The 23,875-nt window shown below is 72.2% G+C and carries 19 protein-coding genes; 10 read left to right on the plus strand and 9 right to left on the minus strand.

Annotated features, from left to right (window positions below):
- Positions 1-9 precede the first annotated feature (9 nt).
- Entirely contained in the window at positions 10-555 is a 546-nt protein-coding gene (locus RIN46_RS13545) for a hypothetical protein (protein ID WP_309080852.1), read from the minus strand.
- Between the two features lie 210 nt (positions 556-765).
- On the opposite strand from RIN46_RS13545, the gene RIN46_RS13550 reads away from it, so the two are divergent.
- Entirely contained in the window at positions 766-1,269 is a 504-nt protein-coding gene (locus RIN46_RS13550) for a ferritin (protein ID WP_309080853.1), read from the plus strand.
- Positions 1,270-1,276: 7 nt separating this feature from the next.
- On the opposite strand, the gene RIN46_RS13555 is transcribed toward RIN46_RS13550, so the two are convergent.
- Positions 1,277-1,648 carry an RNA-binding S4 domain-containing protein gene (locus tag RIN46_RS13555; protein WP_309080854.1) on the minus strand — a complete coding sequence of 124 codons (372 nt, stop codon included), beginning with the start codon at positions 1,646-1,648 and terminating at the stop codon, positions 1,277-1,279.
- Positions 1,649-1,849: 201 nt separating this feature from the next.
- On the opposite strand from RIN46_RS13555, the gene RIN46_RS13560 reads away from it, so the two are divergent.
- Positions 1,850-3,169 carry a TIGR00366 family protein gene (locus RIN46_RS13560; RefSeq protein WP_309081047.1) on the plus strand — a complete coding sequence of 440 codons (1,320 nt, stop codon included), beginning with the start codon at positions 1,850-1,852 and terminating at the stop codon, positions 3,167-3,169.
- 96 nt (positions 3,170-3,265) lie between these two features.
- Entirely contained in the window at positions 3,266-4,627 is a 1,362-nt protein-coding gene (locus tag RIN46_RS13565) for an amidohydrolase family protein (RefSeq protein WP_309080855.1), read from the plus strand.
- Between the two features lie 123 nt (positions 4,628-4,750).
- On the opposite strand, the gene RIN46_RS13570 is transcribed toward RIN46_RS13565, so the two are convergent.
- Both RIN46_RS13570 and RIN46_RS13575 read right to left on the minus strand, forming a co-directional pair.
- Positions 4,751-5,932, minus strand: coding sequence for a glycerate kinase (locus RIN46_RS13570; RefSeq protein ID WP_309080856.1), 1,182 nt, complete (start codon positions 5,930-5,932; stop codon positions 4,751-4,753).
- Between the two features lie 13 nt (positions 5,933-5,945).
- On the minus strand, positions 5,946-7,325 hold the full coding sequence (locus RIN46_RS13575) for a mandelate racemase/muconate lactonizing enzyme family protein (protein ID WP_309080857.1): 1,380 nt from the start codon (positions 7,323-7,325) through the stop codon (positions 5,946-5,948).
- A gap of 302 nt (positions 7,326-7,627) precedes the next feature.
- On the opposite strand from RIN46_RS13575, the gene RIN46_RS13580 reads away from it, so the two are divergent.
- The 5 genes from RIN46_RS13580 to RIN46_RS13600 all read left to right on the plus strand — a co-directional run bounded on the left by RIN46_RS13580 (position 7,628) and on the right by RIN46_RS13600 (position 14,158).
- Positions 7,628-8,554, plus strand: a complete 927-nt coding sequence (locus RIN46_RS13580; protein ID WP_309080858.1) for a sugar ABC transporter permease — start codon at positions 7,628-7,630, stop codon at positions 8,552-8,554.
- 43 nt (positions 8,555-8,597) lie between these two features.
- Positions 8,598-9,530: a carbohydrate ABC transporter permease gene (locus tag RIN46_RS13585; RefSeq protein WP_375141865.1), complete on the plus strand. Its 933-nt coding sequence runs from the start codon at positions 8,598-8,600 to the stop codon at positions 9,528-9,530.
- Between the two features lie 149 nt (positions 9,531-9,679).
- Positions 9,680-11,116, plus strand: coding sequence for a Gfo/Idh/MocA family oxidoreductase (locus RIN46_RS13590; protein WP_309080860.1), 1,437 nt, complete (start codon positions 9,680-9,682; stop codon positions 11,114-11,116).
- Entirely contained in the window at positions 11,113-12,030 is a 918-nt protein-coding gene (locus RIN46_RS13595) for an NAD(P)-dependent oxidoreductase (protein ID WP_309080861.1), read from the plus strand. The genes RIN46_RS13590 and RIN46_RS13595 overlap by 4 nt, the downstream gene beginning before the upstream one ends.
- Before the next feature lie 787 nt (positions 12,031-12,817).
- Positions 12,818-14,158, plus strand: a complete 1,341-nt coding sequence (locus RIN46_RS13600) for an NAD(P)/FAD-dependent oxidoreductase (protein ID WP_309080862.1) — start codon at positions 12,818-12,820, stop codon at positions 14,156-14,158.
- 24 nt (positions 14,159-14,182) lie between these two features.
- On the opposite strand, the gene RIN46_RS13605 is transcribed toward RIN46_RS13600, so the two are convergent.
- The 5 genes from RIN46_RS13605 to RIN46_RS13625 are packed head-to-tail and all read right to left on the minus strand — an operon-like array spanning position 14,183 to position 21,080.
- Positions 14,183-15,364 (minus strand): M24 family metallopeptidase, encoded by a 1,182-nt coding sequence (locus RIN46_RS13605; RefSeq protein ID WP_309080863.1) that lies wholly within the window; start codon positions 15,362-15,364, stop codon positions 14,183-14,185.
- Positions 15,365-15,408: 44 nt separating this feature from the next.
- On the minus strand, positions 15,409-17,691 hold the full coding sequence (locus RIN46_RS13610; RefSeq protein ID WP_309080864.1) for a DUF6807 family protein: 2,283 nt from the start codon (positions 17,689-17,691) through the stop codon (positions 15,409-15,411).
- Between the two features lie 28 nt (positions 17,692-17,719).
- The gene (locus tag RIN46_RS13615; protein ID WP_309080865.1) at positions 17,720-18,622 is read right to left on the minus strand and encodes a sugar phosphate isomerase/epimerase; all 903 of its coding nucleotides are present in this window, start codon (positions 18,620-18,622) and stop codon (positions 17,720-17,722) included.
- Entirely contained in the window at positions 18,619-19,917 is a 1,299-nt protein-coding gene (locus RIN46_RS13620; protein ID WP_309080866.1) for a dihydrodipicolinate synthase family protein, read from the minus strand. Before RIN46_RS13620 ends, RIN46_RS13615 begins: the two co-directional genes overlap by 4 nt.
- On the minus strand, positions 19,914-21,080 hold the full coding sequence (locus RIN46_RS13625) for a Gfo/Idh/MocA family oxidoreductase (RefSeq protein ID WP_309080867.1): 1,167 nt from the start codon (positions 21,078-21,080) through the stop codon (positions 19,914-19,916). Before RIN46_RS13625 ends, RIN46_RS13620 begins: the two co-directional genes overlap by 4 nt.
- 143 nt (positions 21,081-21,223) lie before the next feature.
- On the opposite strand from RIN46_RS13625, the gene RIN46_RS13630 reads away from it, so the two are divergent.
- Positions 21,224-22,237: a LacI family DNA-binding transcriptional regulator gene (locus RIN46_RS13630; RefSeq protein ID WP_309080868.1), complete on the plus strand. Its 1,014-nt coding sequence runs from the start codon at positions 21,224-21,226 to the stop codon at positions 22,235-22,237.
- A 233-nt stretch (positions 22,238-22,470) separates the two neighbouring features.
- The gene (locus RIN46_RS13635) at positions 22,471-23,793 is read left to right on the plus strand and encodes an extracellular solute-binding protein (protein WP_309080869.1); all 1,323 of its coding nucleotides are present in this window, start codon (positions 22,471-22,473) and stop codon (positions 23,791-23,793) included.
- Positions 23,794-23,875: the final 82 nt, after the last annotated feature.

The raw sequence follows: 23,875 nt of genomic DNA on the forward strand, positions 1-23,875 counted from the left end.
GCCAGCGGCCTACGCCCGACTGATCGAGAGGAGGATGAGTGATGGAGGGCGCGCGGGACGCGGCGTCGGCACCCACGTGAGGCACGCGGCGCGCGGGCGCGGCGCGAGACGGGGGAGGAGGTGCGCACGCGGGCGCACCAGCCGGAGCAGGACGGCCAGCGCGAGCAGGCACCAGCTCGCGACCGCGACGGCCGCGTCGCCGTCGTCGGCCGTGTGCTGTCCCGACGAGGCACTGTGCCCGGCCTCCGCGGGGAGGACGGTCGAGAGGCCCCGGGCGGGAGCGGAGTCCGCGGCGAACGGCAGCACCATGCGGTGGTGCGCGGGCCCGGGCGCTGAGGAGTGCGCGGCGGAGTCGTGCAGGGCGGAGTCGTGCAGAGCCGAGTGGTGCAGGGCGGAGTGGTGCAGGGCGGAGTCGCTCGGCGCTGCGTGGTGCGGGGCCGGGTGCGCGCCGGCGTGGTGCGCGTCGGCTTGCGACATGGCCAGCGTGTGCATGCCCAGCAGGGCGGCGAAGAGGAGCGGGAGGAGCATGAGCAGACGACGGCGTCGTACGCGCATTTGTCCCTCCCGTCGACTCGGCCGGCGCATTCGGTGCGACAGCAGGATAGCTCCTCGTGCTGGGCCCGCGCCCAGGTCGCTCCGTCGCTCCGCTGAGGTGAGGCTGGCCGAACCGCCGGGGATCACGGCCCTGTTCGCTTATGACGGCCGCCCGGATCAGTTAGGCCGAACTCCGGTGACAGCTGTTTGGAACAGGTCTAGATTGAACCCATGGAACTCAACGGAAAGCTCGCAGAAGCGTTCAACGACCAGGTGACCCTCGAGCTCGAGGCGTCGATCGTCTACCGGCAGCTGGCCGTCGACATGGACGCGCTGGACCTGCCCGGCATCGCCGGCTGGTTCCGTGCCCAGGCCGGCGAGGAGATCGTCCACGCGGAGAAGTTCATCGCCCACATGGTGGACCGCAACGCGCACCCCGCCATCGGGGCCATGCACGCCCCGAACACGCGGGCGACCACCGTGGTGGCGGCCTTCGAGGCGTCGCTGGCGCACGAGGAGAAGGTCTCGGAGGCGATCCGCAACCTGTACCGCCTGGCCCAGCAGGAGGGGGACATCGACGCGTTCCCGCTGCTGAACTGGTTCGTCGAGGAGCAGCTCGAGGAGGAGGCCAGCGTCTCCGAGATCATCGGCCGCGTGAAGCTGATCGGCGAGGACGGCAACGGCCTGCTGCGCCTGGACGCCGAGCTCGGCTCCCGCCAGGCCGGCGAGGAGTAGGCGGAGCCTACAGGTCGAGGGACTGCCGCAGCCGGTCGAGCTCGCGGCGGTCCTTCTTCGTGGGCCGGCCGGCTCCGCGGTCGCGGACGGGCACCTGCGGAACCGCCACCCGGGGCCGTTCCGGCGTGTGGTCGATGTAGCAGGACTGCGCCACCTGGGCGCCGACCCGCTTCGCGATCGGCCGCGTGACCTCCAGGAAGCGGTCCACCCCGTTCTGGCGCACGCGGATCTGCGCACCGGGGGCGACCGTCTGCGCCGCCTTCACCGGCCGGCCGTCCAGCTTCACGTGCCCGGCGCGGCACGCCGTCGTGGCGGCCGACCGTGTCTTGTACACGCGCACCGCCCACAGCCACGCATCGATCCGCACCTGCTCGCTCATGGGAGACCAGTGTAAGCGGCACCCGTCGTCGGCACCCGTGGACGGCACGGCTGGTTCGGGGGCCGGTAATGTGACTGGCGTCACCGCAGAGACCCCTCGACGACGCCGGAGGCCGCCATGCGCACGAATTCCGTCCCGCCCACTCCCCGCTCCGATGCCGACGCCGGAGGCCGCGACCGGGGAGCGGTCCTCGCCTCGGTCATGCGGCCCGTCAACCACCTCGTCGAGCGGCTGATCCCCTCGGCGCTGGTCTTCGCCATCGCGCTGACGTTCGTCGTCGCGCTGCTCGCCCTGGCCCTGACGGACTCCGGCCCGGTGGCCGTCGTCGAGAGCTGGGGCGTCGGCCTGGCCGGACTGCTCTCCTTCATGACGCAGATGGCCCTGATCCTGCTGCTCGGCCACATCCTCGCGAACACACGGCCGGTGCGCGCCCTGCTGACGCGGGCCGCCCGGGTCCCGCGCACCGCCGTCCAGGCCTACGTCTTCGTGTTCCTCGCCGCCGCCGCGGCCTCGCTCATCACGTGGGGGCTCGGACTGGTGGTCGGCGGGCTGCTGGCCCGCGAGGTCGCCGCGCAGGGACGCGAGCGAGGCCTACGCCTGCACTTCCCGCTGCTCGTCGCGGCCGGTTTCGCCGGCTTCGTGGTCTGGCACATGGGCTACTCCGCCTCCGGTCCGCTGGCTGCCGCCACCCCGGACTCCTTCGTGACCGAGCAACTCGGCCGGCCGCTGCCGATCGGGGAGACCATCTTCGCCCCGTGGAATCTGGCGGCGATCGCGGCCACCGTGGTCCTGGTGGCCCTGGCGATCCTGCTGATCGCGCCGCGCGGAAGCGACCGCGTCGTCGAGCTGGGAGTCGACGCCCGTGACGGCGGCGTGGCGGTCGAGGACGATGTCGTCACCCCCGCCGACCGCGTCGACGCCAGCCGGATCCCCACCCTGCTCCTCGGGCTCCTGCTGGCTGCGTATCTGGCGATCCACTTCTCGGGCGGCGGTTCGCTGACGCTGGACATCGTCAACTGGACGTTCCTCGCGCTGATCCTGCTACTCGTGCGGAGCCCGTTCGAGCTCATCGCGCTCACCAAGAACGCCGCCTCGAACGTGGGCGAGATCCTCCTGCAGTTCCCGCTCTACGCCGGCATCCTCGGCATCATGTCGGGGACGGGCCTGATCCAGATCTTCTCCGACTTCTTCGTCTCCATCTCGAGCTCGGAGACCTTCGGGCTGTTCGCGTTCCTCTCGGCCGGGCTGGTGAACTTCTTCGTCCCGTCCGGCGGCGGCCAGTTCGCCATCCAGGCGCCGATCCTGCTGGAGGCCGCCGAGCGGATCGGCGTCGATCCGGCGATCGCGATCATGGCGGTGGCCTACGGCGACCAGTGGACCAACATGATCCAGCCGTTCTGGGCGCTGCCGCTGCTCGCGATCGCGGGCCTGAAGATGCGCGACATCCTCGGCTACACCACTGTGGTGCTCGTCGTCTCCGGCCTCGTCTTCGCGGCCACGCTGGTCCTCGTCTCCCTGTAGCGCGACGCGACGCGGCAGGACATATGGGATACCAAATGCTGCGGTTCGCTGCTACGTTGTCCAGAGCCCCACCTCTCGACGACAAGGAAGTCCGCCATGTGCGTCCACGACCACAACGCCCTGCCCGCTCCCGACTCCGCGCTCGCGCGCCGGAGCGTCCTCGCCGGTGCCGCCGCACTGGCGGGCCTGGGCGTCCTCGGCGTGCCCTCCGCATCCGCCGCCCCAGCATCCGTGGCCGGCACCGCCGCGGCGGCCGCCGCGCCGGCCGGGCGGCCGAGTGCTCCGGGATACCCCGGCTCGGCTCCGGAGACCCGCCCGCTCATCATCGAGGGCGGGACCCTTGTCGACCCGGTCACCGGCGACGCGACCGCCGACGCCGTCGTCGTGCTCGATGGAGGAAGGGTGGTCGCCGCCGGCGACCGCGACGCCACCCGCAAGGCCGTCGCCGACGTAGCCGGCCGGGCCGACGTCGTGGACGCCACCGGACGGTTCGTCCTCCCCGGCCTCGTGGACGCCCACGTCCACGCGAACGCGCTCGAGGACGCGCGCCTGATCCTCCACCACGGAGCCACCACGGTCCGCAGCGGCTCCTCGAGCTTCTACCAGGACATCGCGCTGGCCGCGCTGCCGGAGTGGGCGCCCGGCCTCTCGCCGCGCATGCACCCGGCGGGACTGTTCGTCTCGCCGGAGCTCGGCGACTCCGTGCTCGCCGACCCGGAGCTCGCCCCGCTGGCGGCGCTGACCGACGGCGTCCGCGAGGAGAAAGCGCTCGCCCACCTGACCGGCGTTAATCGCAAGCGCGGCGCCACCGTGATCAAGACGCGCGCCAACCCGCGCGCCGGTCTGCCGGAGCAAGACCCGCTGGAGCTGGTCTACGGGGAGGAACAGCTCGCGGCGATCGTCCGCGCGGCCAAGGGCGCCGGCGTGCTCTGCCACTCCTACAGCGCCGAGGGCATCGCCGGTGCCGTCCGCGCCGGCGTGCGGAGCATCGAGCACGGCGTCTTCGTGAACGACGCGACGCTCGCCGACATGGCCTCGCGGGGCACCTACTTCACCCCGACGCTGGCGGGCATCGCCTCCATGCGGGGATCCTCGGACCCCGTGCTGGCCGAGCGCGGGCGCCAGTACACCCCGGTCCTCCGGGAGGCCGTCCGGGCCGCCGCCGAGGCGGGGGTCGGCGTCGTCGCCGGCACCGACTCGTTCGGGACGGACGTGACGCCCATCGGCACCGAGGCGCGGGCGCTCGCCGACGCCGGCCTGCCCGCCCCGGAGGCGCTGCGCTCGGTGACGACGCGCCCCGCCGCGCTGCTCGGCGTCGAGCGAGAGGTCGGACGGCTCGTCAAGGGCGCCGTGGCCGACGTCGTGCTGCTGGACTCCGACCCGCTGGCGAGCGCGGCCGCGCTGGAGCAGGTCTCCGCCGTCATCGCGCAGGGACGGGTCGTCCGCAACGACGCCTGAGGCCGGACGCAGAACGAGGCCGGACCCGATCGGGGGTCCGGCCTCGTCGCGCTCAGCGGCGCCGGTCGGTCGCAGCGGCCGGCCGCGGAGATCAGGGCCGGCGGTCCGCGGTCTCCTCCGCGGTCACCGGGCGTGCGCGAGCAGCGCGCAGGCGTGGGCCGTGGTCTCCTCGATCAGCCGTGGCGCCTCGCGCAGCAGCTCGTCCAGCTCGGACGCTCCGGGGGCGATGGAGAAGGCCGCGGTCAGCCCGGCCTCGCGGGTCTGCGCGGCGGTGAGCCGCACCGTCCCCGCGACGACGACGACGGCCGCACCGGCGGGGGACTGGCGCCTCACGGCGTCGACGACCTTGCCGCCGAGCGACTGCGAGTCGAACGCGCCCTCGCCGGTCAGGACCAGGTCCGCCCCGGTCAGGGCGTCCGCCAGCCCGACGGCGTCGCCGACGAGCTCGGCGCCGGGCAGGGTCTCGGCGCCGAGCAGGCCCACGAGCGTGACGGGCAGACCGCCGGCCGCGCCGAACCCGGCGGTCGAACGGAGCCCCGCGGCCGACGGCAGGGCAGCTGGGGCCACCCGTGTGTCCGCGTGCCCGGCCTCCGCGGCCTCGGCGACCACGTCGGCCAGGTGGGCCAGGCCGGCGTCGAGCGCGGCGACGTCGTCCGCGGTGGCACCCTTCTGCGGGCCGAACACGGCCGCCGCGCCGCGCTCGCCGGTGAGCGGGTTGTCGACGTCCACGGCGACGCGCCAGCGCACCTCGCGCGCCCGCGGGTGCAGGTGCTCCAGATCGACCCGGACGATGCCGGCGAGCCCGCCGCCGCCCGGCGCCACGGGCTCGCCGTCGGCCCCGAGGAAGCGGGCGCCGAGCGCCGCGAGGAGCCCGGTGCCGCCGTCCGTGCTCGCGGAGCCGCCGATGCACAGGAGGATCTCCTCGGCCCCGGACTCGAGGGCGGCGCGGGCGATCAGGCCCACCCCGTAGGTGTCGGCGCGCAGCGGCTGCAGCGGCACGTCGGACACGGCGGGCAGCCCGTTGCCCTCCGCGGCCTCGACGACGGCGGTCCGGCCGTCGGCCGAGAGGCCGAAGCGCGCGTTGCGCGGCCGGCCGAGCGCGTCCACGGTGCTCACGACCTCCGCGGCCCGGCCCCAGGCGGCCAGCAGCGCGTCGAGGGTCCCCTCGCCGCCGTCGGCGAAGGGCAGCATGACGACGTCCGCGTTGTCGAACACCTGCCGCGCCCCGCGCGCCATGGCCTCCGCCGCGCCGAGCGCGCTGACGCTGCCCTTGAACGAATCCGGGACGCAGACGATGCGCTTCATGGGGTTGGTCCTCCTAGGAGATGGTCGCGCGTTGGACGGTGTGCCGCTCCATGACCCCCGGGTCCGGCTCGAAGCCGAGCCCCGGCGCCTCCGGCAGGACCACGGTGCCCGCTCCCGCGCGGGCCCGGGCCGGCACGACTCCATTGTGGCCCAGACCACGCCCGGCAGCGGGATCGGCGGCCGGATGATGACTTCCCGCTCGGTCCCCGTCGTGCTCCCGGTGATCGCCCTGCTCCTGATGATGGCCCTGCTCCTGATGATGGCCGTGCTCCTGATGATGGCCGTGTAGGGGGTGCAGGCGCTCGGGCCAGTCCAGGAATGGGACCTCCAGCTCGGGCAGCGCGCTCCCGGCGTCCGCGCCGGGCCCGCCACGGTACCGCTGGACGGGGAGGGCGGCGATGAGCTGCGCCGTGGCGAGCAGCGCCGGGCCGTAGTAGAAGCAGTGCGGGACTACGGGCACGCCGAGGCGCGCCCCGGCGTCGTACACCTCCAGCATGGCCGAGACGCCGCCGATCTTGCCGACGCTGGGCTGGGCGATCGCGACGGCGCCCGCGGCCATGTCGCCGATGAGGCCCCGCGTGCCGGAGGCGTTCTCGCCGGCGGAGACGATCCCGTGGCGGGCGTTCAGGCGAGCCAGGGCGTCGCGGTCGTCGGGCGGGAAGACCGGCTCCTCCAGCCAGCACAGGTCCAGCTCGGCCAGCTCGGCGAGGGCGGCGTCGGCGCCGGCCTCGTCCCAGTGGCAGTTGACGTCCACCATGAGCGGGGCCTCGCCGGCCGCCTCGCGTGCGGCGGCGACGGCCGGGACGGTGCACTCGTGGAGTTTGAAGGCGCCGAATCCGGCGTCGCGCGCCCGCGCCACCTGCCGCGCGACCTCGGCCGGGTCCTCCCCGTAGTGGACCAGGGAGGCGTACGCACCGATCGAGTCGCGGGCCCCGGCGTCGATCAGGCGGCGTAGCGGCACACCGGCGCGCTGGGCGGCCAGATCCCACAGGGCGCTGTCGATCGCGGAGAGCGCGTAGTGGACCGGCCCGGTGCGGCCGAAGGCATGGAACGCGTATTCCGCCCGAGGTCGGAGCCCGGCGGCGTCCGCGGGCTCGCCGAGGAAGAACGGGCCCACGATCTCCTCCAGGGCCGCCCACGTGGCGGGGTTGGTGCGGTGCCCGAAGGCCTCGCCCCAGCCGGTCCGCCCGTCCTCCGTGGTGACGGCCACGATGAGCGACTGCATGGCCGTAAAGGTTCGCGACGATGCGTTAAACGAATCGACGGTCTCGGTGCCGGCGGATCCGGCGTCGTCGTCCCGCCGGCCGGCCGAGAAGGGCAGGGAGAGCAGGCGCAGCTCGATGCGCTCGATGGCCGGTGCGGCCGCGGGATCCGGCCGAATCGCCGGGCTCACTGGGCTGCCCCGGCGCACCAGACCGCCGACGCGGCGCGCGGCGCGGGCGTCGTCCGCGCGACCGCGCCGGGGACCTCGAATATGATTCGTTTCAATGAGCCGTCTCCCCGTGGTCGTCGGAATATCGGTCGTGTGGTTGACCTCACAGTGCGGCTAGCCTACCGTTGTGGAGACAGATCGGAAAGCGCATTCCGCCGGTGGGGCAGTACAGTCCGCCGGGGGTGCCGGAACAAGGAGCCAGCCATGCTGACCCACACCTCTCGCCGGCCTTCGGCCGACGGTGCTGCGGCGGAGGCGACACCATGAGCGTCGTCGCCGAGCTGCAGAGCCTCAAGACGCAGAAGGGCGGGAAGCGCCAGTACAAGGACAACAAGGCGGGGCACCTCTTCCTGCTGCCGTGGACCATCGGCCTCTTCGTCATCACGCTCGGCCCCATGGCCATGTCCCTCTTCCTGGCGTTCACGGACTACAACCTCCTGCAGGCGCCTGAGTGGTCGGGCATGGAGAACATCGAGCGGATGATCAGCGACGAGCGGCTCCACAACTCGTTGCGCGTCACCTTCATCTACGTGCTCGTCGGCGTCCCGCTGCAGCTGGCCGTGGCCCTCGCGATCGCCATGCTGCTGGACCGCGGCATGCGCGGGCTCCCGTTCTACCGCTCGGTCTTCTACCTGCCCTCGATGCTCGGCTCGTCGGTCGCCATCGCGGTCCTCTGGAAGCAGCTCTTCGGCACCACCGGCCTGGTCAACCAGGTCCTCGCCATGATCGGGATCGAGGGCATGGGCTGGATCTCCAACCCGGACACCGCCCTGAGCACCCTCATCCTGCTGCACATCTGGACGTTCGGCTCGCCGATGGTGATCTTCCTGGCCGGCCTGCGCCAGATCCCCTCGATGTACTACGAGGCCGCGTCGATCGACGGTGCCACCAAGGCGCGCCAGTTCGTGAGCATCACGCTGCCGCTGCTCAGCCCCATCATCTTCTTCAATCTGGTGCTGCAGATCATCGGCGCGTTCCAGAACTTCACCCAGGCGTTCATCGTCTCCAACGGTTCCGGAGGCCCGGCCGACTCCACGATGTTCTTCACGCTGTACCTGTACCAGCAGGGCTTCAAGAACTTCGACATGGGATACGCGTCCGCCATGGCGTGGCTGCTGGTCCTGATCGTCGGCGGATTCACCGCCGTCAACTTCCTCGTCTCCAAGTATTGGGTGTTCTACGATGACTGAGCAGATCTCCTCCCCCCGGAACTCGAAGGACGACGGCTCGCTGATGGCCGCGCCCGCGCAGAACGCCGATGTCACCCTCACGCCGGATCTGGCGGGCGAGGGCAAGGACCTCGACCTGCCGGAGCCGCACGTCTACCGGCCCTCCACCGGCTCGAAGGTCAAGGCGGTGCTCAAGCACCTCGTCATGATCGCCTCGGCGCTGCTGATGATCTACCCGCTGCTGTGGATGCTGGTCAGCTCCCTGCGGCCCAACGACGAGATCTTCCGCTCCCCGGGGCTGCTGCTGAAGTCGTTCGAGATCGAGAACTACGCCAGCGGCTGGGACGCCCTGTCCCACCCGTTCAGCCACTTCCTGATCAACTCCGCGATCGTGGTCCTCGGCTGCATCATCGGCAACCTGGTCTCCTGCTCGATGGCCGCTTACGCGTTCGCCCGGCTGGACTTCCGGTTCAAGAAGGTCATGTTCGCGCTGATGCTCATGACCATCATGCTGCCGATCCACGTCATCATCGTGCCGCAGTACATCATGTTCTCCCAGATCGGCTGGGTGAACACGTTCTGGCCCATCATCGTGCCGAAACTGCTCGCCACGGACGCGTTCTTCATCTTCCTCATGGTGCAGTTCATCCGCGGCATCCCGAAGGACATGGACGAGGCGGCCCGCATCGACGGCGCCGGCCACGCCCGCACCTTCCTCCAGGTGATCCTGCCGCTCATGGTCCCGGCCCTGGCCACCACGGCCATCTTCACCTTCATCTGGACCTGGAGCGACTTCTTCACCTCGCTCATCTACCTGACCAGCCCGGACAAGTACACCGTGCCGGTGGCGCTCAGCGCGTTCATCGACTCCACGGGCGAGTCCAACTGGGGCGCACTGTTCGCCATGTCGATCGTCACCCTGGTCCCGGTGTTCATCGCCTTCCTGGTCGGCCAGAAGTTCCTCATCAAGGGCATCGCCACCACCGGCATCAAGTAGGCCGGACCCGGGCCTGCGGCCCGTGGACAGCACGGTCCATGGGCAGTACGACGGCGGGGCGTCGTCGGCGACGGCGCCGCCCCGCCTCCCATATCCCCCGCCACGCGTGCGCCCCGCGAGAGCGCGCAGATCCTAGGAGCAACCGCCCCGTGAGCACCACCCGCACCCGTTACGCAGTGATCGGCACCGGCAACCGCTGCCAGATGTACATCGAGGCGATCCTCGGTCCGCACGCCGACGTCGCCGAGCTCGTGGCCCTCGCGGACACCAACCCGGGCCGCGTCGAGTACTACCAGGACGTCGTCGAGCAGACCTTTGGCGAGCGGGTCGCCGCGTTCGACCCCGCCGACCTGACGGCGTTCATCGCCGGGCAGCGGATCGACCGGGTCATCATCACCACCCCCGACTTCACCCACGCGGACCTCGTGTGCGAGGCGCTGGAGGCCGGCGCCGACGTCGTCGTCGAGAAGCCCCTGACCGTGAGCGCGGAGGCCTCGGCCCGCATCGCCGAGGCGGTGGAGCGCACCGGGCGGGAGGTGATCGTGACGTTCAACTACCGCTACTCGCCGCGCAACACGGCCCTGAGGGCCGCCATCCAGGACGGTCTGATCGGCCGGGTCACGTCCATCGACTTCGCCTGGGTCCTGGACACCGTCCACGGCGCCGACTACTTCCGCCGCTGGCACCGCATCAAGGAGAACTCCGGCGGCCTGCTGGTGCACAAGTCCAGCCACCACTTCGACCTGGTCAACTGGTGGCTGGGCGACACCCCGGAGCGCGTGTACGCCGCCGGCGGGCTGAAGTTCTATGGGGCCCCGAACGCAGCCGCGCGCGGCGTCGTCGTGCACGAGCGCGGGACCCGCGACGACAGCGCCGAGGATCCGTTCGCGCTGGACCTGCGCTCGGACGAGCGGCTGAAACGGCTCTATCTGGACAACGAGGAACACGACGGGTACCGGCGCGACCAGGACGTCTTCGCCGACGGCATCACCATCGAGGACAACCTCGCGCTCGTCGTCGACTACTCCGGCGGCGCCGTGCTCTCCTACAGCCTCAACGCCCACAGCCCGTGGGAGGGCTACCGCGTGGCCGTCAACGGGACCGAGGGCCGGCTGGAGCTCGACGTCGTCGAGCGAGCCGCGGTGCTCCCCGCGGAGGGCGGCGCCCCCGTGGACCCGTCGGTGTACGACGACGAGGTGGGCAGCCACGTGCGCAGCACCGGCGAGCGGCTGATCCTGCAGCGGCACTGGGAGGAGGCCCACGAGCTGGAGATCGTCAATGGCGAGGGCGCCCACGGCGGCGGCGACGGCCTCCTGCTGGCCGACCTCTTCCGGGGCCCGGGTGAGGACCCCTACCGGCGTCCGGCCGGCCTGGTGGACGGGATCCAGGCGATCGCCGTCGGCATCTGCGGCAACGCGTCCCTCGCGTCCGGGCAGGCGGTCCGCGTCGACGACGTCGACCTGGGGCTCGGACGCGCCCGCGGGGCCGCCGTCCGCGCCGGCGGGCGGGCCCCCGGTGCGGGCGCCGGTGCGGATGCGGCGGCCGGGGCGGGCGTCGCGGCGCCGGCCGTCTGGGGGTCGGCATGAGCGCATCAACCCAGCCGATCATCGTCACCGGCGGGTCCGGGCGCCTCGGCCGCAGCGTGGTCGAGGGCTTCGCCGCGGCCGGGCACCGGGTCGTCAGCGTCGACCGGCAGGGGCCGCCCGAGCGGGCCGACGGCGTCCGCTACGAGGACGTTGACCTCCTCGACGCCCGCGCCACGGAGGAGCTCTTCACGCGACTCGGCCCGGCCGCCGTCGTCTCCCTGGCGGCGATCGCCGTGCCCTTCAGCGCGCCCGAGGACGTCATCCTGAAGACCAACGCCGGCATCGCGCACAGTGTCACCGCTGCGGCGGTGGCCTCCGGCGCGCGGAAGGTCATCGTCGCCTCCAGCCCCTCGATCATGGGCTACGGCTCCCCGGCGGGCTGGGTTCCGCCGCGGCTCCCGCTGGACGAGGACGTGACGCCGCGCCCCTGGCACGCCTACGGCCTCTCGAAGTACGTCGCCGAGCAGGTCGCGGCGATGTTCGCCGCCCAGCACGGCCCCGGCGACGGGGAGAATGGCGTGAAGTTCGCGTCCTTCCGGCCCTGCTACGTGATCGCGCCCGAGGAGTGGGAGGGCGCCCCGACTCAGCAGGGGCACACGGTCGCCGAGCGCCTGGAGGATCCCCGGCTGTCCGCGCCGGCGCTCTTCAACTACGTGGACGCCCGCGACGTCACCGACTTCCTGCTGCTCCTGCTGGAGCGGATGCACCTCATCGAGAACGGCGACGTGTTCTTCGTCGGCGCCGCGGACGCCATGGCCCGGGCACCGCTGGCCGAGGTGATCCCGGAGGTCTACCCGGAGCTGGCGCACCTGGCCGGCGGGCTGACCGGCTCGTCGCCCGCGTTCAGCATCGAGAAGGCGCGCCGCGTGCTCGGCTGGGAGCCGAAGCGCAGCTGGCGCACGGAGCTGCGCTAGTGGGGGGCGTACGCAAGAGGGGGGATGGATGCGCCCGGATCCTGCATCGGATCCGGGCGCAACCACGTCCGAACTGTCGGCGACAATACCGCTCGCCCAATGGTCAATTCCGTAGGTTGCGCCGCCTGGTATAGATGAATCCGTAAGCGCTGAGGAGGCTCGTGGCGAGGGCGAAGAGCGCCACAAGCTCCTGTCCCCCGATGAAGGCGCCCACCGCGACGGTCAAGAAGACGACTGCGGCAATGGCGAATAGCCAAATCATAAAGGTTCCTCTGGTCCGATGACTAGACGTTGCGGCATCCGGAGACTGTCGTCAATCCACTCAATGAATAACTGATCCCGGCGATAACCAGTGTTCCACCGCCTGTGAACGCTGCTGCTATAAGTGAGGCAGTGGTGACGACGTGACCGAGCCATGAGGCCAAGCACATCGCTTGATTCCAGTTCATGGATCCCCCGTGTTCATTCTCCAGTCGTTTGGGAATTGAGAATCTACCGACGTCGGTGACTTGCGTCAAAAATAACTAGGCAAACCCTCACCGGCTGGGGGCCTCCTGTTTGCGTGCGGCTATATTGACACGGCGATGACACTTGTGCTGAGGCGCACGGTAAGGCCATTGAGAAAGGCCCGGCCTTAAATTGAAGATCGCATTTTGATCAGCGGTGCTGACTCGTCTCCAGCAGAGAGCGTCGTGGACGGTGGTTGCTTCGAAGGGAAAAGTCTCCCCGGGGGCGCGGACCCTGCTGTAGCGTCGGAGGGAGTCTTCGCCGCACGGAGGTGTCCGGAATGCTCCACCCGCTGCCAGTGACCGATCAGTGCCGACGCGCTGCCGACGATGACCTGCGCGTGCTCGTCGTGGGCGCCGGCATCGCCGGTCTCACGGTCGCGGGGCTGCTGCGCCGGCGGGGCCACCGGCCCGTCGTGGTCGAGCGGCGCCGCGAGGACGCCGACCCCGGCTACATGCTCGCCCTCATGCCCATCGTGGATGCGGCGCTCGAGGAACTCGGCGCGCGCGAGGCCTACCGCTCCGCGAGCACACCTCTGCGCCGGTACCGGGTCTTGTCCCACCGGGGCGCCCCGCTGCGGACCGACGACATGACCGACATCGTCGGCGAGTACGGCGACTACCGCGGCATCGGCCGCGGCCCGCTCGTCGACGTCCTCACGCAGGAGGGCTGCGACGTCGCCTTCGGGACCACGGTCACCGGCCTCGAGGAGCACGACGGCGGTCCGGTCGCCGTCGAGTTCTCGACGCCGGGAGACGCTCGAGGGCCCGCGGCCGCGGACCGGGGGAGCACGACGGGCGAGTTCGATGCGGTGATCGTGGCCGATGGCCTCCACTCCGGCACGCGCCTCCTCCTGCCGGGACCGCTCGCCACGGTGGACGGTGTGGACACCGGTTGGGGCGGATGGGTCGTCTGGGTGGGACTGGACCCGTCCGACGAGCCCGCCGAAGAACTTGCAGAACCACCCGACGGGGGCGCCGGGCCGGGGAGCGACGAGAGCGCATCCGGGGCCGGGGCCGACCTGGGCGTCGAGCTCTGGGGGTCCGGCTTCTTCCTCGGCTCCTACCCGGTCAAGGGCGCCCTGGGGGCATTCCTCGGCGGACCGGAGGAGCTCACCGCGGCCGGTCCCGAGGCCTATGTGGAGCGCGTGCGCTCCGAGCTCTCCACGATCACGCCCCGCACGGGGCGCCTGCTGCGGGCGCTGCAGGAGGCGGAGGACCCCTTCTTCTGGCCGCTGACCGACGTCCGGGCGCGGCGCTGGGCGTCCGGCCGGACGGTGCTGCTGGGGGACGCCGCCGCCGGCTTCCTGCCCACCGCGGGGATCGGCGCCGGCATGGCCATGGAGTCGGCGTGGATGCTGGCCGGCGCGCTCGACGGCGCCGCCGCGGCGGACGTGCCCCAGCGGTTGGCCGCCTACGAGACCGCCCAGCGGCCCCGGGTCGAGGCCGCTCAGGACACCTCGCGGCGGCTGGCCCGGATCATGTTCCGCGGCGGACGCCTGATGGCGGGCCTGCGCGACCTGGCGGCCCGCGCCACGAGCGTCGAGGTCGCCGTCAAACCCATTCTCCGGCTCCTGCAGCACCCCGCCGACCCGGGGGTCTTCCGCCGGCAGCCGGAGTGACCCGGCTGCCGCCCGGTGTCCGGGTTAGCGGCGCAGGACCGCCGGGCGCAGCCGGCCGCCCACCTCGACGGCCGGCCAGCGCGGATCCACCGACAGGACGTCGACGTACGGCTCGCCGTCGCGCAGCGTCAGCAGCACGGTGTCCTCGACCTTGGCGGTGACGCCGTCCGGACCGGAGGCGCTGGGGTTCCAGGCGAAGGCCTGGTCGGCGACGATCGCGTCCGGCAGGCCGGGGGAGAGGCGCGGATCCCGGCCGTCGTACCCGGCGACGCCGCCCTGGTGGTGCCGCGTCCACTCGTCCTCCGCGAAGCCGTGCCGCGGGTAGGAGCCCTGGATCAACGGCAGCATCCCGGTCAGCGGGTCACCGGGTCGCAGCGCGTCGAGGATCTCACGCTCGACCTCGAGGATCGCGGCGTCCGCCTCCTCCTCGCCCTCGACCGGCTCCCCGAACGCGACCCACCGGGTGGCGTTGGCGATGAGCCCGTCACGGCGGGCGCAGACCACGGCCATGGCCCGTCGGCCCAGCGGCGCCGCCGTCGGCAGCGGGTGCCGGTGGGCCGCCCGCTGCTCGCCGGAGACCAGCAGGACCACCGGGTCCGCGCCGATCCCGATCAGCCCGGCCGCCAACTCCGCGGCGACCTCGCGCTCGGTCGTCTCCGCGGTCGTCGCGGTCAGGACGTCCGTGAGGACGATCGCGGTCTCCTCGCAGAGGCCGCGGTACCGCTCGACCTCCCCGGGGAGCAGCGGCGAGCGCGCCGCGCGCAGCTCCGCCTCGACGTCGGCCTCGTCCAGCAGCGTCCAGCCGGCGGCAGCCGGGAACCACCCGGCGACGTCGTCGAGGGAGCCGTGCCACTCGACGTCGTGCACGGTGACGCCCTCGGTCCCGCCGAGCTCCTCGGCCCGCAGACGCTCGGACTCGTTCGCGAAGACGCCCAGCTCGGTGCCGCCGTGGTGGACGAGCGCGCGGGCGATGGGCGCACCGGCCAGGCTGACGTGCGTCCGGGCGCCGCCGAGGAACCAGCCCAGCGCCGCCGGGGAGGACAGCACGACGGCGTCGGCCCGGTGGCGCTCCAGGAGGTCGACGATCCTGGCCTGCTTGGCGGCGTGCTCCGCGGCGAGCCGGTCGAACTGCTCCGGCGTCAGGGCGGCGCCCGAGAGGGCGGCCGCCGGTGCCGGGCGGGTGGCGGAGGACGAGGACGGGGTCATGGGTGCTCCTGGTGCGATGAGGATACTGCGAACGTGGGTAGGGCTCAGCGGGCGGGGTGGACGGCCGATGCCGCGGGCCGCTGCGCGGCCGGCTGCTGCGACGCGAGTTGCTGTGCGGCCAGGGCCGCGACGGCCTCGCGGGACAGGCGGCCGTCGGCGACGATGACGCAAACGCCGCGCGCCACGGGCTGGCCGGGTTCGGCCAGGACCGGGGCATCCCACGCGAGGGATGCGCCCACACCCGGGTAGCCCGAGCAGCGGACGAACCACGGGTCCGCGTCCGTCGAGACGAAGATCAGCGTCGCCGCCCCCTGCCCCGTCTCGACGTCGGCGAGTGCGACGGCGTCGGAAGAGAAATCGGCGGAGAAGGCCAGCCAGTCGGTCACGCTGCCATGCACCGCGTCCTCGCCCTCGGCCTCCGCGGTGAAGATCTCCGCGCCGGAGACCTCCGGCAGCCGCCAGAAGAAGCCGCCGTACCCGCCGCGCTCGCGGCCGTTGGAGCCGGGGGAGCCGAGCGAGACGGGGCGCTCGCCGGCGGCGGTCAGCGCGTAGCGGAAGTCCAGCGCCCAGCCCGAGCCGCGGGCACCGTCCGGACCGGCTAGGTGCGGGGCGGCCTCGTCGTCGAGCGGCCGCGCGAGCACCTGGCGGTCCTCGCGGAGGAGGACGTCGCCGTCGTGCCCGTCGGCGCCGGCGCCGATCCACTCGAGCCGGGCCTTCAGCCGCTGGGCGCACGCGCCGTGCGCCTCGGCCTCCGTCACCACGGTCTCGGAGACCGTGCGGATCCGCCCGTGATCGGGACGCCAGATGTAGCGCCCGTCGGCGCGCGTGTAGGTGCGTCCGCCCCAGAAGTTGTTCCCGTCCACGTCCTGCAGCGCCACGGAGACGCCGAGGTGCCACGGGTGGTCCAGGGGCTGCTGGTCCGTGACGACGATGCCGGACAGGGTGCGGACCCGGTCCAGGAAGGGGCGCGGCGCGTTGGTCGGCGCGATGTCCGCGCCGGTGCGCAGGCGGGCGACCTCGACGCCGGAGCGGCCGCCCGGCGGGGTGATCCGCAGGGTGCCGCTGCTCGCCGGGGCGCCGGCCCACGGCGCCCCCAGCGACGCCCAGCCCGACTGCGCCCGCACCGCGCGGGCCACGTAGTCCTCGATGTGCGGGACCACCGGGTGGAGGTCGGCGCCCTCGCCCTCCAGGCAGACCTGCGCCGTGGGGATCGGGGTCGGATCCGGCGCGGTGCGGACGGCCTCCAGGACGCGCATGAAGGAGCCGGTCTCCTCGAGCGGGCAGAGCAACCGCCCGGCGGCACCGGTGCGCACGTCGATCAGGTTCTCGAGCAGGTCTGTCCGCCCGAACTCGATGGCCCGCCCCGACTCGATGGCCTGGCCGACTCCGGAGCCCCCGGCGAGGTCGGGGTTCGGGGTGACGACCAGCTCGTCGCGCGTGTAGTGGAGGACGGCCTCGCCCTCGGTGCCGTAGACGGTGATCCACGGGTCCTGTGCCGTCTCGGCGCAGACCGTGAGCGCGCACGTCACGGGGATCCCGGACGACGTCGTCACCCGCACCACGGACGTGTCGTCCGCCTCGATCCGGTGCGCGTGGTGGAGCTCCGTGGCCAGGTCGATGACGTCGTCCGCCGTCTTGGCGCCCGCGAGGTGCAGGGCGCTCATGACCGCGTGGGCCAGCGGGTTCGTGACGACGCCGTCCACCACCTGCACGCCGTCCAGCACCCGGTGCCCGGCCCACGGCGAACGCTCGTAGTAGCCGCGGGTGCGCACCCAGAGGCCGCTCGCGCCCACCGCGCGCAGGCGCCCGATGGGAGAGGCGCGGCCGTCGCCGGCGAACCAGCGGTCCAGCTCCTGCAGGGCCAGGGAGCCGATGGCCTGGAAGCCCACCTGCACGCGCCGGCCGGCCCGCTGCGCCGCGGCGAGCAGGTCCCCGTACTGCTCCATCGTGGCCGTCGGCGGCTTCTCCACGTAGACGTCCGCGCCGAGGGCGAGGGCGTCGAGCGCGATCCGGTGGTGGGTGCCGATCGGCGTCGAGACGATGACGATGTCCGGTCGGACCCCGGCATCGACCGCGTCGGCCAGCGACGGGAAGACGGGAGTGGCCGCGCCGCGCACGTCGGGGCCGGGATCGTGGACGTCCACGCCGGCGGCGAGGCGCATCTTGCCGAGGCCGACGAGGCGCTCGATGTTCAGCAGGTGCTGCCGGCCGAACCCGTTGAGGCCGATCAGCACGACGTCGGGCGCGTCCGTCGGCGCTCCGGCGGCCGGCGCTCCAGCGGTCTGCGGTGCGGCGGCCTGGGCCTCGGTGCCCTGGGTCTCTGTCATCGTGCTCTGCCTCCGTAGGTGCGGTTCGCTAGCGGGCGGGGACCGCTGCCGCGGCGCCGGCCTCGAGGTGCGGGAGCACCAGCTCGGTGTAGCGCTGCTTCATGGTCTCCAGTGTGAGGGCCGCGTCCTGGTGGTTGATCTCCTCGTTGAAGATCTCCACCTCCACCGGACCGGTGTAGCCGGCCTCGGCGACCCAGCGGGAGATCGTCGCGAAGTCAACGTAGCCGTCTCCCATCATGCCGCGCGACTTCAGCGCGTCGGCGGCGATCGGCAGGTTGAAGTCGCAGATCTGGTAGCTGGCGATCCTGCCCTCGCGCCCGGCGCGGGCGATCTGCTCCTGCAGTTGCGGGTCCCACCAGACGTGGAACGTGTCCACCACGACGCCGACCGTCTCGGCAGGGTGCGGCGCGGCCAGATCGAGCGCCTGCCCTAGCGTGGAGAGGACCGCCCGGTCCGCCGCGTACATGGGGTGCAGCGGCTCCAGCACCAGCCGGACGCCGTGCTCGGCTGCGAACGGCACCAGCTCGGCCAGCCCGGCGGCGACCCGCTCGCGGGCGGCCACCACGTCCTTGTCGGCGGGGTCGCCGACGCCGCCGAGGACACCCGCGGCGGCCGGCAGCCCGCCGACCACCATGATCAGCTCGCGGGCTCCGATCGCGGCGGTCTCGAGGATCGCCGCCCGGTTCGACTCCAGCGCGGCGGCCCGGCCGGCGTCGTCCGACGCCGTGAGGAACCCGCCGCGGCACAGCGTGGTGGCGCTCAGGCCGGCGCCGGCGATGATCGCCGCGGCGCGCTCGGCGCCGCCGGCCTGCTCCAGCAGGTGCCGCCAGGGGCCGATGTGCGCCAGCCCCGCGTCGGCGACGGCGGACGCCGCCTGCTCGAGGGTGAGGTTCGGCGTCGTGCCCGTGTTCAGCGAGAGTTCGAAGCTCATGCCGTGGCCTCCGCTCCGGTGCCCGCGCTGCCGCCCGGCTGGGCGATGCCGTACGTCTCCAGGAGACCGCGCAGGCGCTCCGCGGCGAGCTCGGGCTGCAGCAGCAGACCGGCCTGGTCGGCGAGGACGAAGGTGCGCGCCAGGTGGGCGATCGAGCGGCCGGAGTGCAGGCCGCCGACCATCTGGAAGCCGGCCTGGTGGCCGTTCAGCCAGGCCAGGAACGCGATGCCGGTCTTGTAGTAGAACGTCGGCGCCGAGAAGATGTGCTGGCCGAGCTCGCGGGTGGAGTCCAGGATCGCCCGGCCGCGGGCGTCGTCGCCCGCGTCGAAGGCCTGCAGGGCCGTGGAGGCCGCCGGGTAGATCGCGGCGAAGATGCCCAGCAGGGCGTCCGAGTACGCCTCGCCGTCGCCGTGGATGAGCTCCGGGTAGTTGAAGTCGTCGCCGGTGTAGAGCCGGACGCCGGCCGGGAGCGCGGCGCGCAGCTGCGTCTCGTGCTCGGCGTCCAGCAGGGAGACCTTCACGCCGTCGACCTTGTCCGCGTGGGTGCGGATGAGCTCGAGGAACGTCGCCGTCGCCTCGGCGACGTCGTCGCTGCCCCAGTAGCCGGCCAGCGCCGGGTCGAACATGGTGCCCAGCCAGTGAAGGACCACCGGCTCCTCGGCGCGTTCCAGCAGCGTGCCGTAGACGGCCAGGTAGTCGTCGGCGCTCGTGGCGACCCGGGCGAGGGCGCGGGAGCACATGATGATGACCTTGGCGCCGGAGCCCTCGACGACGTCGAGCATCTCCAGGTAGGCGTCGCGCACCGCGGCCAGGCCCTCCGGGCCGGGGGCCACGGAGGCCGGGTCGAGCTGGTCCGTGCCGGCGCCGCAGGCCACAAGGTCGCGGACCGTGCGTCCGGCCAGCGCCGGGTACTTCGCCGAGGCGACCACCGAGGCGGCCTCCGCGGCGGAGCGTCGGATGAGCTCGCAGGTCGCCGCGTAGTCCAGCCCCATCCCGCGCTGGGCGGTGTCCATGGCGTCGGCGACGCCGAGGCCGTAGGACCATAGCTCGTGCCGGTAGGCCAGCGTCGCGTCCCAGTCGAGGGTCGCGGGGGCGCCGGGCGTGTTGTCGGCGGTCATGACCGGGACCACGTGGGCCGCGGCGTAGACCTTCCGCGAGGCGATCGGCGCCTCCGGGCGGCCGAACGGGCCGAGCTCGGGCCGGGCCGCGCCCGTCAGGGCGTACTCGGCGACGGTCCCGTCCGCGGACGGGAGGGCGAGGGTCGTGCGGGTGGCGGCGGTCGACGTCGTGCTCACAGCGTGATCTCCGGGATGTCGATGGTGCGGCGCTCGGCGGCGGATTGCAGGCCGAGCTCGGCGAGCTGCACGCCGCGGGCGGCGGAGAGCAGGCCGAAGCGGTGCTCGCGCCCGGCGACGGCGTCGGCCAGGAACTCCTCCCACTGCAGCTTGAAGCCGTTGTCCAGGTCGCCGTTGGCCGGGACCTCGAGCCACTGGTCGCGGAAGGACTCCGTGACGGGCAGGTCCGGGTTCCAGACCGGCTTGGGGGTGTGGGCGCGCTGCTGGGCGACGCACTTGTTCAGGCCGGCGACGGCGGAGCCGTGGGTGCCGTCGATCTGGAACTCGACCAGTTCGTCGCGGTACACGCGGACGGCCCAGGAGGAGTTGATCTGCGCGACGACCGCGTCGCCGCCCGGGGTCTCCAGCTCGAAGATGCCGTACGCGGCGTCGTCCGCGGTGGCCTCGTAGGGCTCGCCCTGCTCGTCCCAGCGGGTGGGGATGTGGGTGGCCGTCGTGGAGTTCACGGACTTCACCGTGCCGATGATCCCCTCCATGACGTAGTTCCAGTGGCAGTACATGTCCGTGGTCATGGAGCCGCCGTCGGCGAGGCGGTAGTTCCAGGACGGGCGCTGGGCCTCCTGGATGTCGCCCTCGAAGACCCAGTAGCCGAACTCGCCGCGCATCGAGAGGATCCGGCCGAAGAAGCCCTCGTCCACGAGGCGGCGCAGCTTGACCAGGCCCGGCAGGTAGAGCTTGTCGTGCACCACGCCGGCCGTGATGCCCGCGTCCCTGGCCTGGCGGGCCAGGTCGACGGCCTCGGTCAGCGTCTCGGCGGTCGGCTTCTCGGTGAACACGTGCTTGCCGGCGGCGATCGCCTTGGACAGCGTCTGGTAGCGCAGCGAGGTCATGGAGGCGTCGAAGACGACGTCGATCGACGGGTCGTCGATCAGCGCGTCCAGGTCCGTGGTGTAGTGCTCGACGCCGTGCTTCTCCGCCAGCTCGGCGATTTTGGCCTCGTTGCGGCCCACGAGGACCGGCTCGACGGTCACGCGGGTGCCGTCGGCCAGCGTGATGCCGCCCTGGTCGCGGATCGGCAGGATCGATCGCAGCAGGTGCTGGCGGTAGCCCATCCGGCCGGTGATGCCGTTCATGGCGATGCGGAGGACGCGGGTCTCGGTCATGGGGAGCTCCTCTGGGAGGGACGGGAAAGAAGTCCTAGGTGGGAATGCGCTTTCCAAGGTAGTCTCGGGATCTCGCATGTGTCAACTGTCACAGCCCCGTGCGGGGATAGGCTCTGGGGTGGCAGTGGAGAGAAGGGAACGGTGTGGCGGTTCGACTGGCCGATGTGGCCCGGGAGGCCGGCGTCTCGCCGGCGACGGCATCGCGCGTGCTCAACGGCTCGAGCCGCAAGCCCGCGGAGGAGATCGCCGAGCGCGTGCGCGTCGCGGCCCAGCGGCTCGGGTACTTCCCAAACGCGCAGGCGCAGGCTCTCGCGCGCAACAGTGCCGGGCTCGTCGGGCTGATCGTCCACGACATCGCCGACCCCTACTTCTCCTCGATCGCCCGGGGCGTCCAGCAGGGGCTGGGGGAAAACGGTGTCCAGCTCATGCTGACCAGCACGGGGCGCGATCCGCAGCGCGAGCTCGCCGCCGTGCGCGCCTTCATGTCCCACCGCACCGACGCCATCCTCCTGGCCGGCTCCCGCAGCCAGCAGGAGGACCATGAGCTGCTGGAGGCGCTACGCCGCTACCAGGACAACGGCGGCCGCGTGGCCATGGTCGGCCAGCCGCTGCCCGCCGCCGGCGGCGTCCAGCTGGACAACGCGGGGGCCGCCGCGGACCTCGCCGACGAACTCCTGAAGCTGGGGCATCGTCGCTTCGCCGTTCTCGCCGGCGACCAGTCGCTCGCCACCGCCAGGGACCGCGTCGAGGGGTTCGTGGGCAAGCTGCGCGACGCCGGCGTGGAGCCGATCGTGATCCGCGAGGGCGCGTTCACGCGCGACGGCGGATATCACACGGCCGGCGACCTGGTGCGGGAGGGCGTCCTCGGCTCCGATGAGCAGACGTGCGTCTTCTGCGCCAACGACGTGATGGCCCTGGGCACCATGACGGCCGTGCGGGAGCGCGGCCTCCGCCTGCCCGACGACGTCGCCGTTGCCGGCTTCGACGACATCCCCACGCTCGGGGACATGTTCCCGTCCGTCACCACCGTCCGCATCCCGCTCGAGGAGATCGGTCGCATGGCGGGGGAGATGGTGATGGAGGAGGGCACTGCCCGGAGGCTGGTGGTCTCGGGGCATCCGGTCCTCCGCGACAGCACGCGGCGCCGCGGCGCCTGACCGCCGCGCCCGCTGTTCCGGGTCTCGATCCTCGTCGCAGCGTCGGCACGGATGATGCCGTGAGGGTATTGAACCATCCTCAATCCGAAAGGTCGGAGCACTAAAAGTCCTTGACCGTGACTGCCGTCACACCTAGATTCGAATCCGGAAAACGATTTCCCGGCCGGTTCGGATGCTGGTGGAGGCGCCTCGCCGAGAGGCCCGGGGGCGATCGCTCAACGAGGAGGTAGCAAGTGTCACGAGGCAATCATTCACAGCGGCGCGGTGCATCATTCGGCGGCCGGCGGCTGGCGAAGGCCGCCGCCATCGCGGCGGTGTCCGCCCTGGCCCTGACCGCCTGCGGCGGCGGGGGCGAGGCGGCCGAGGGCGGCGAGGGCGGCGAGGTCACCCTCCGCTTCACGTGGTGGGGCTCGGATTCCCGCGCCGAGACCACCAACAAGATCATCGAGGCGTACGAGGCCCAGAACCCCGACGTCAACATCGAGGGCGAGTACGGCGACTGGAGCGGCTACTGGGACAAGCTCGCCACCCAGGTCGCCTCCAACGAAGCGCCGGACATCATCCAGATGGACGACAAGTACCTGCGCGAGTACGCGGACCGCGGCGCGCTGCTGGACCTCGAAGGCGTCGACGTCTCGAAGTTCGACGAGGGCACCGTGGACAACGGGCGCACCGACGAAGGCCTGTTCGGCGTGACCACCGGCATCAACGCCATGGTCATGATGGCGAACCCGGCCATCTTCGAGGAGGCCGGACTCGAGCTGCCGGATGACGAGACGTGGACCTGGGACGACTACGCCGAGCTCACCCGGCAGATCACCGAGGGCGTGGAGGGCAAGTACGGGGCCACCGGCCCGAACGAGCCCGCGGGGCTGCAGATCTGGCTGCGCCAGGACGGCAAGGCGCTCACCACGGAGGAGGGCGAGCTCGGCTTCGAGGTGGCCGACCTGGAGTCCTACTTCCAGCACCACCTCGACCTCATGGAGAACGGCTCCTACCCGCAGGCCTCCGTCCTCGCGGAGGACCAGTCCCCGGGCCCGGACCAGTCGCTGACCGGCACCGGCACTGCGGCGCTGGGCATGTGGTGGACCAACCAGCTCAGCGCGCTGTCCGGTTCCGCGGGCACCGACCTCGTCCCCCTGCGCCTGCCGACCCACACCGGCGACTCCAAGGACGCGGGCCTCTGGTACAAGTCCTCGATGCTCATGTCGGGCTCGGCGCAGACGGAGCACCCGGAGGAGGTCAAGGAGTTCATCGACTTCTTCGTGAACTCGCAGGAGGCCGGCGAGCTCAACCTGACCGACCGTGGTCTGCCGTCCAACAGCGAGGTGCGCGAGCAGGTCGTCGGGAGCCTCGAGGGGCCCGACGCCACGTCCGCCGAGTTCATTGCCGACATCGAGGACGAGCTCGGAGCCCCCGAGGCCGTGCCGGCCATGGGCTTCAGTGAGCTGCAGGACATCATCTACCGGTACGAGCTCGAGGTGTTCTTCGAGCGCCAGAGCCCCGCGGAGGCGGCGGAGAAGGCCCATCAGGAGATGGCGACGGCGATCGGCTGATCCCACGCTCGCACGATCCCTCCGGCCGGGAGGGGGTGGATCATCCACCCCCTCCCGGCCGCTCGTGCCCCGCGGGGGCGGC

The organism is Zhihengliuella sp. (genome assembly GCF_031178195.1).
Lineage (GTDB): Bacteria > Actinomycetota > Actinomycetes > Actinomycetales > Micrococcaceae > Zhihengliuella.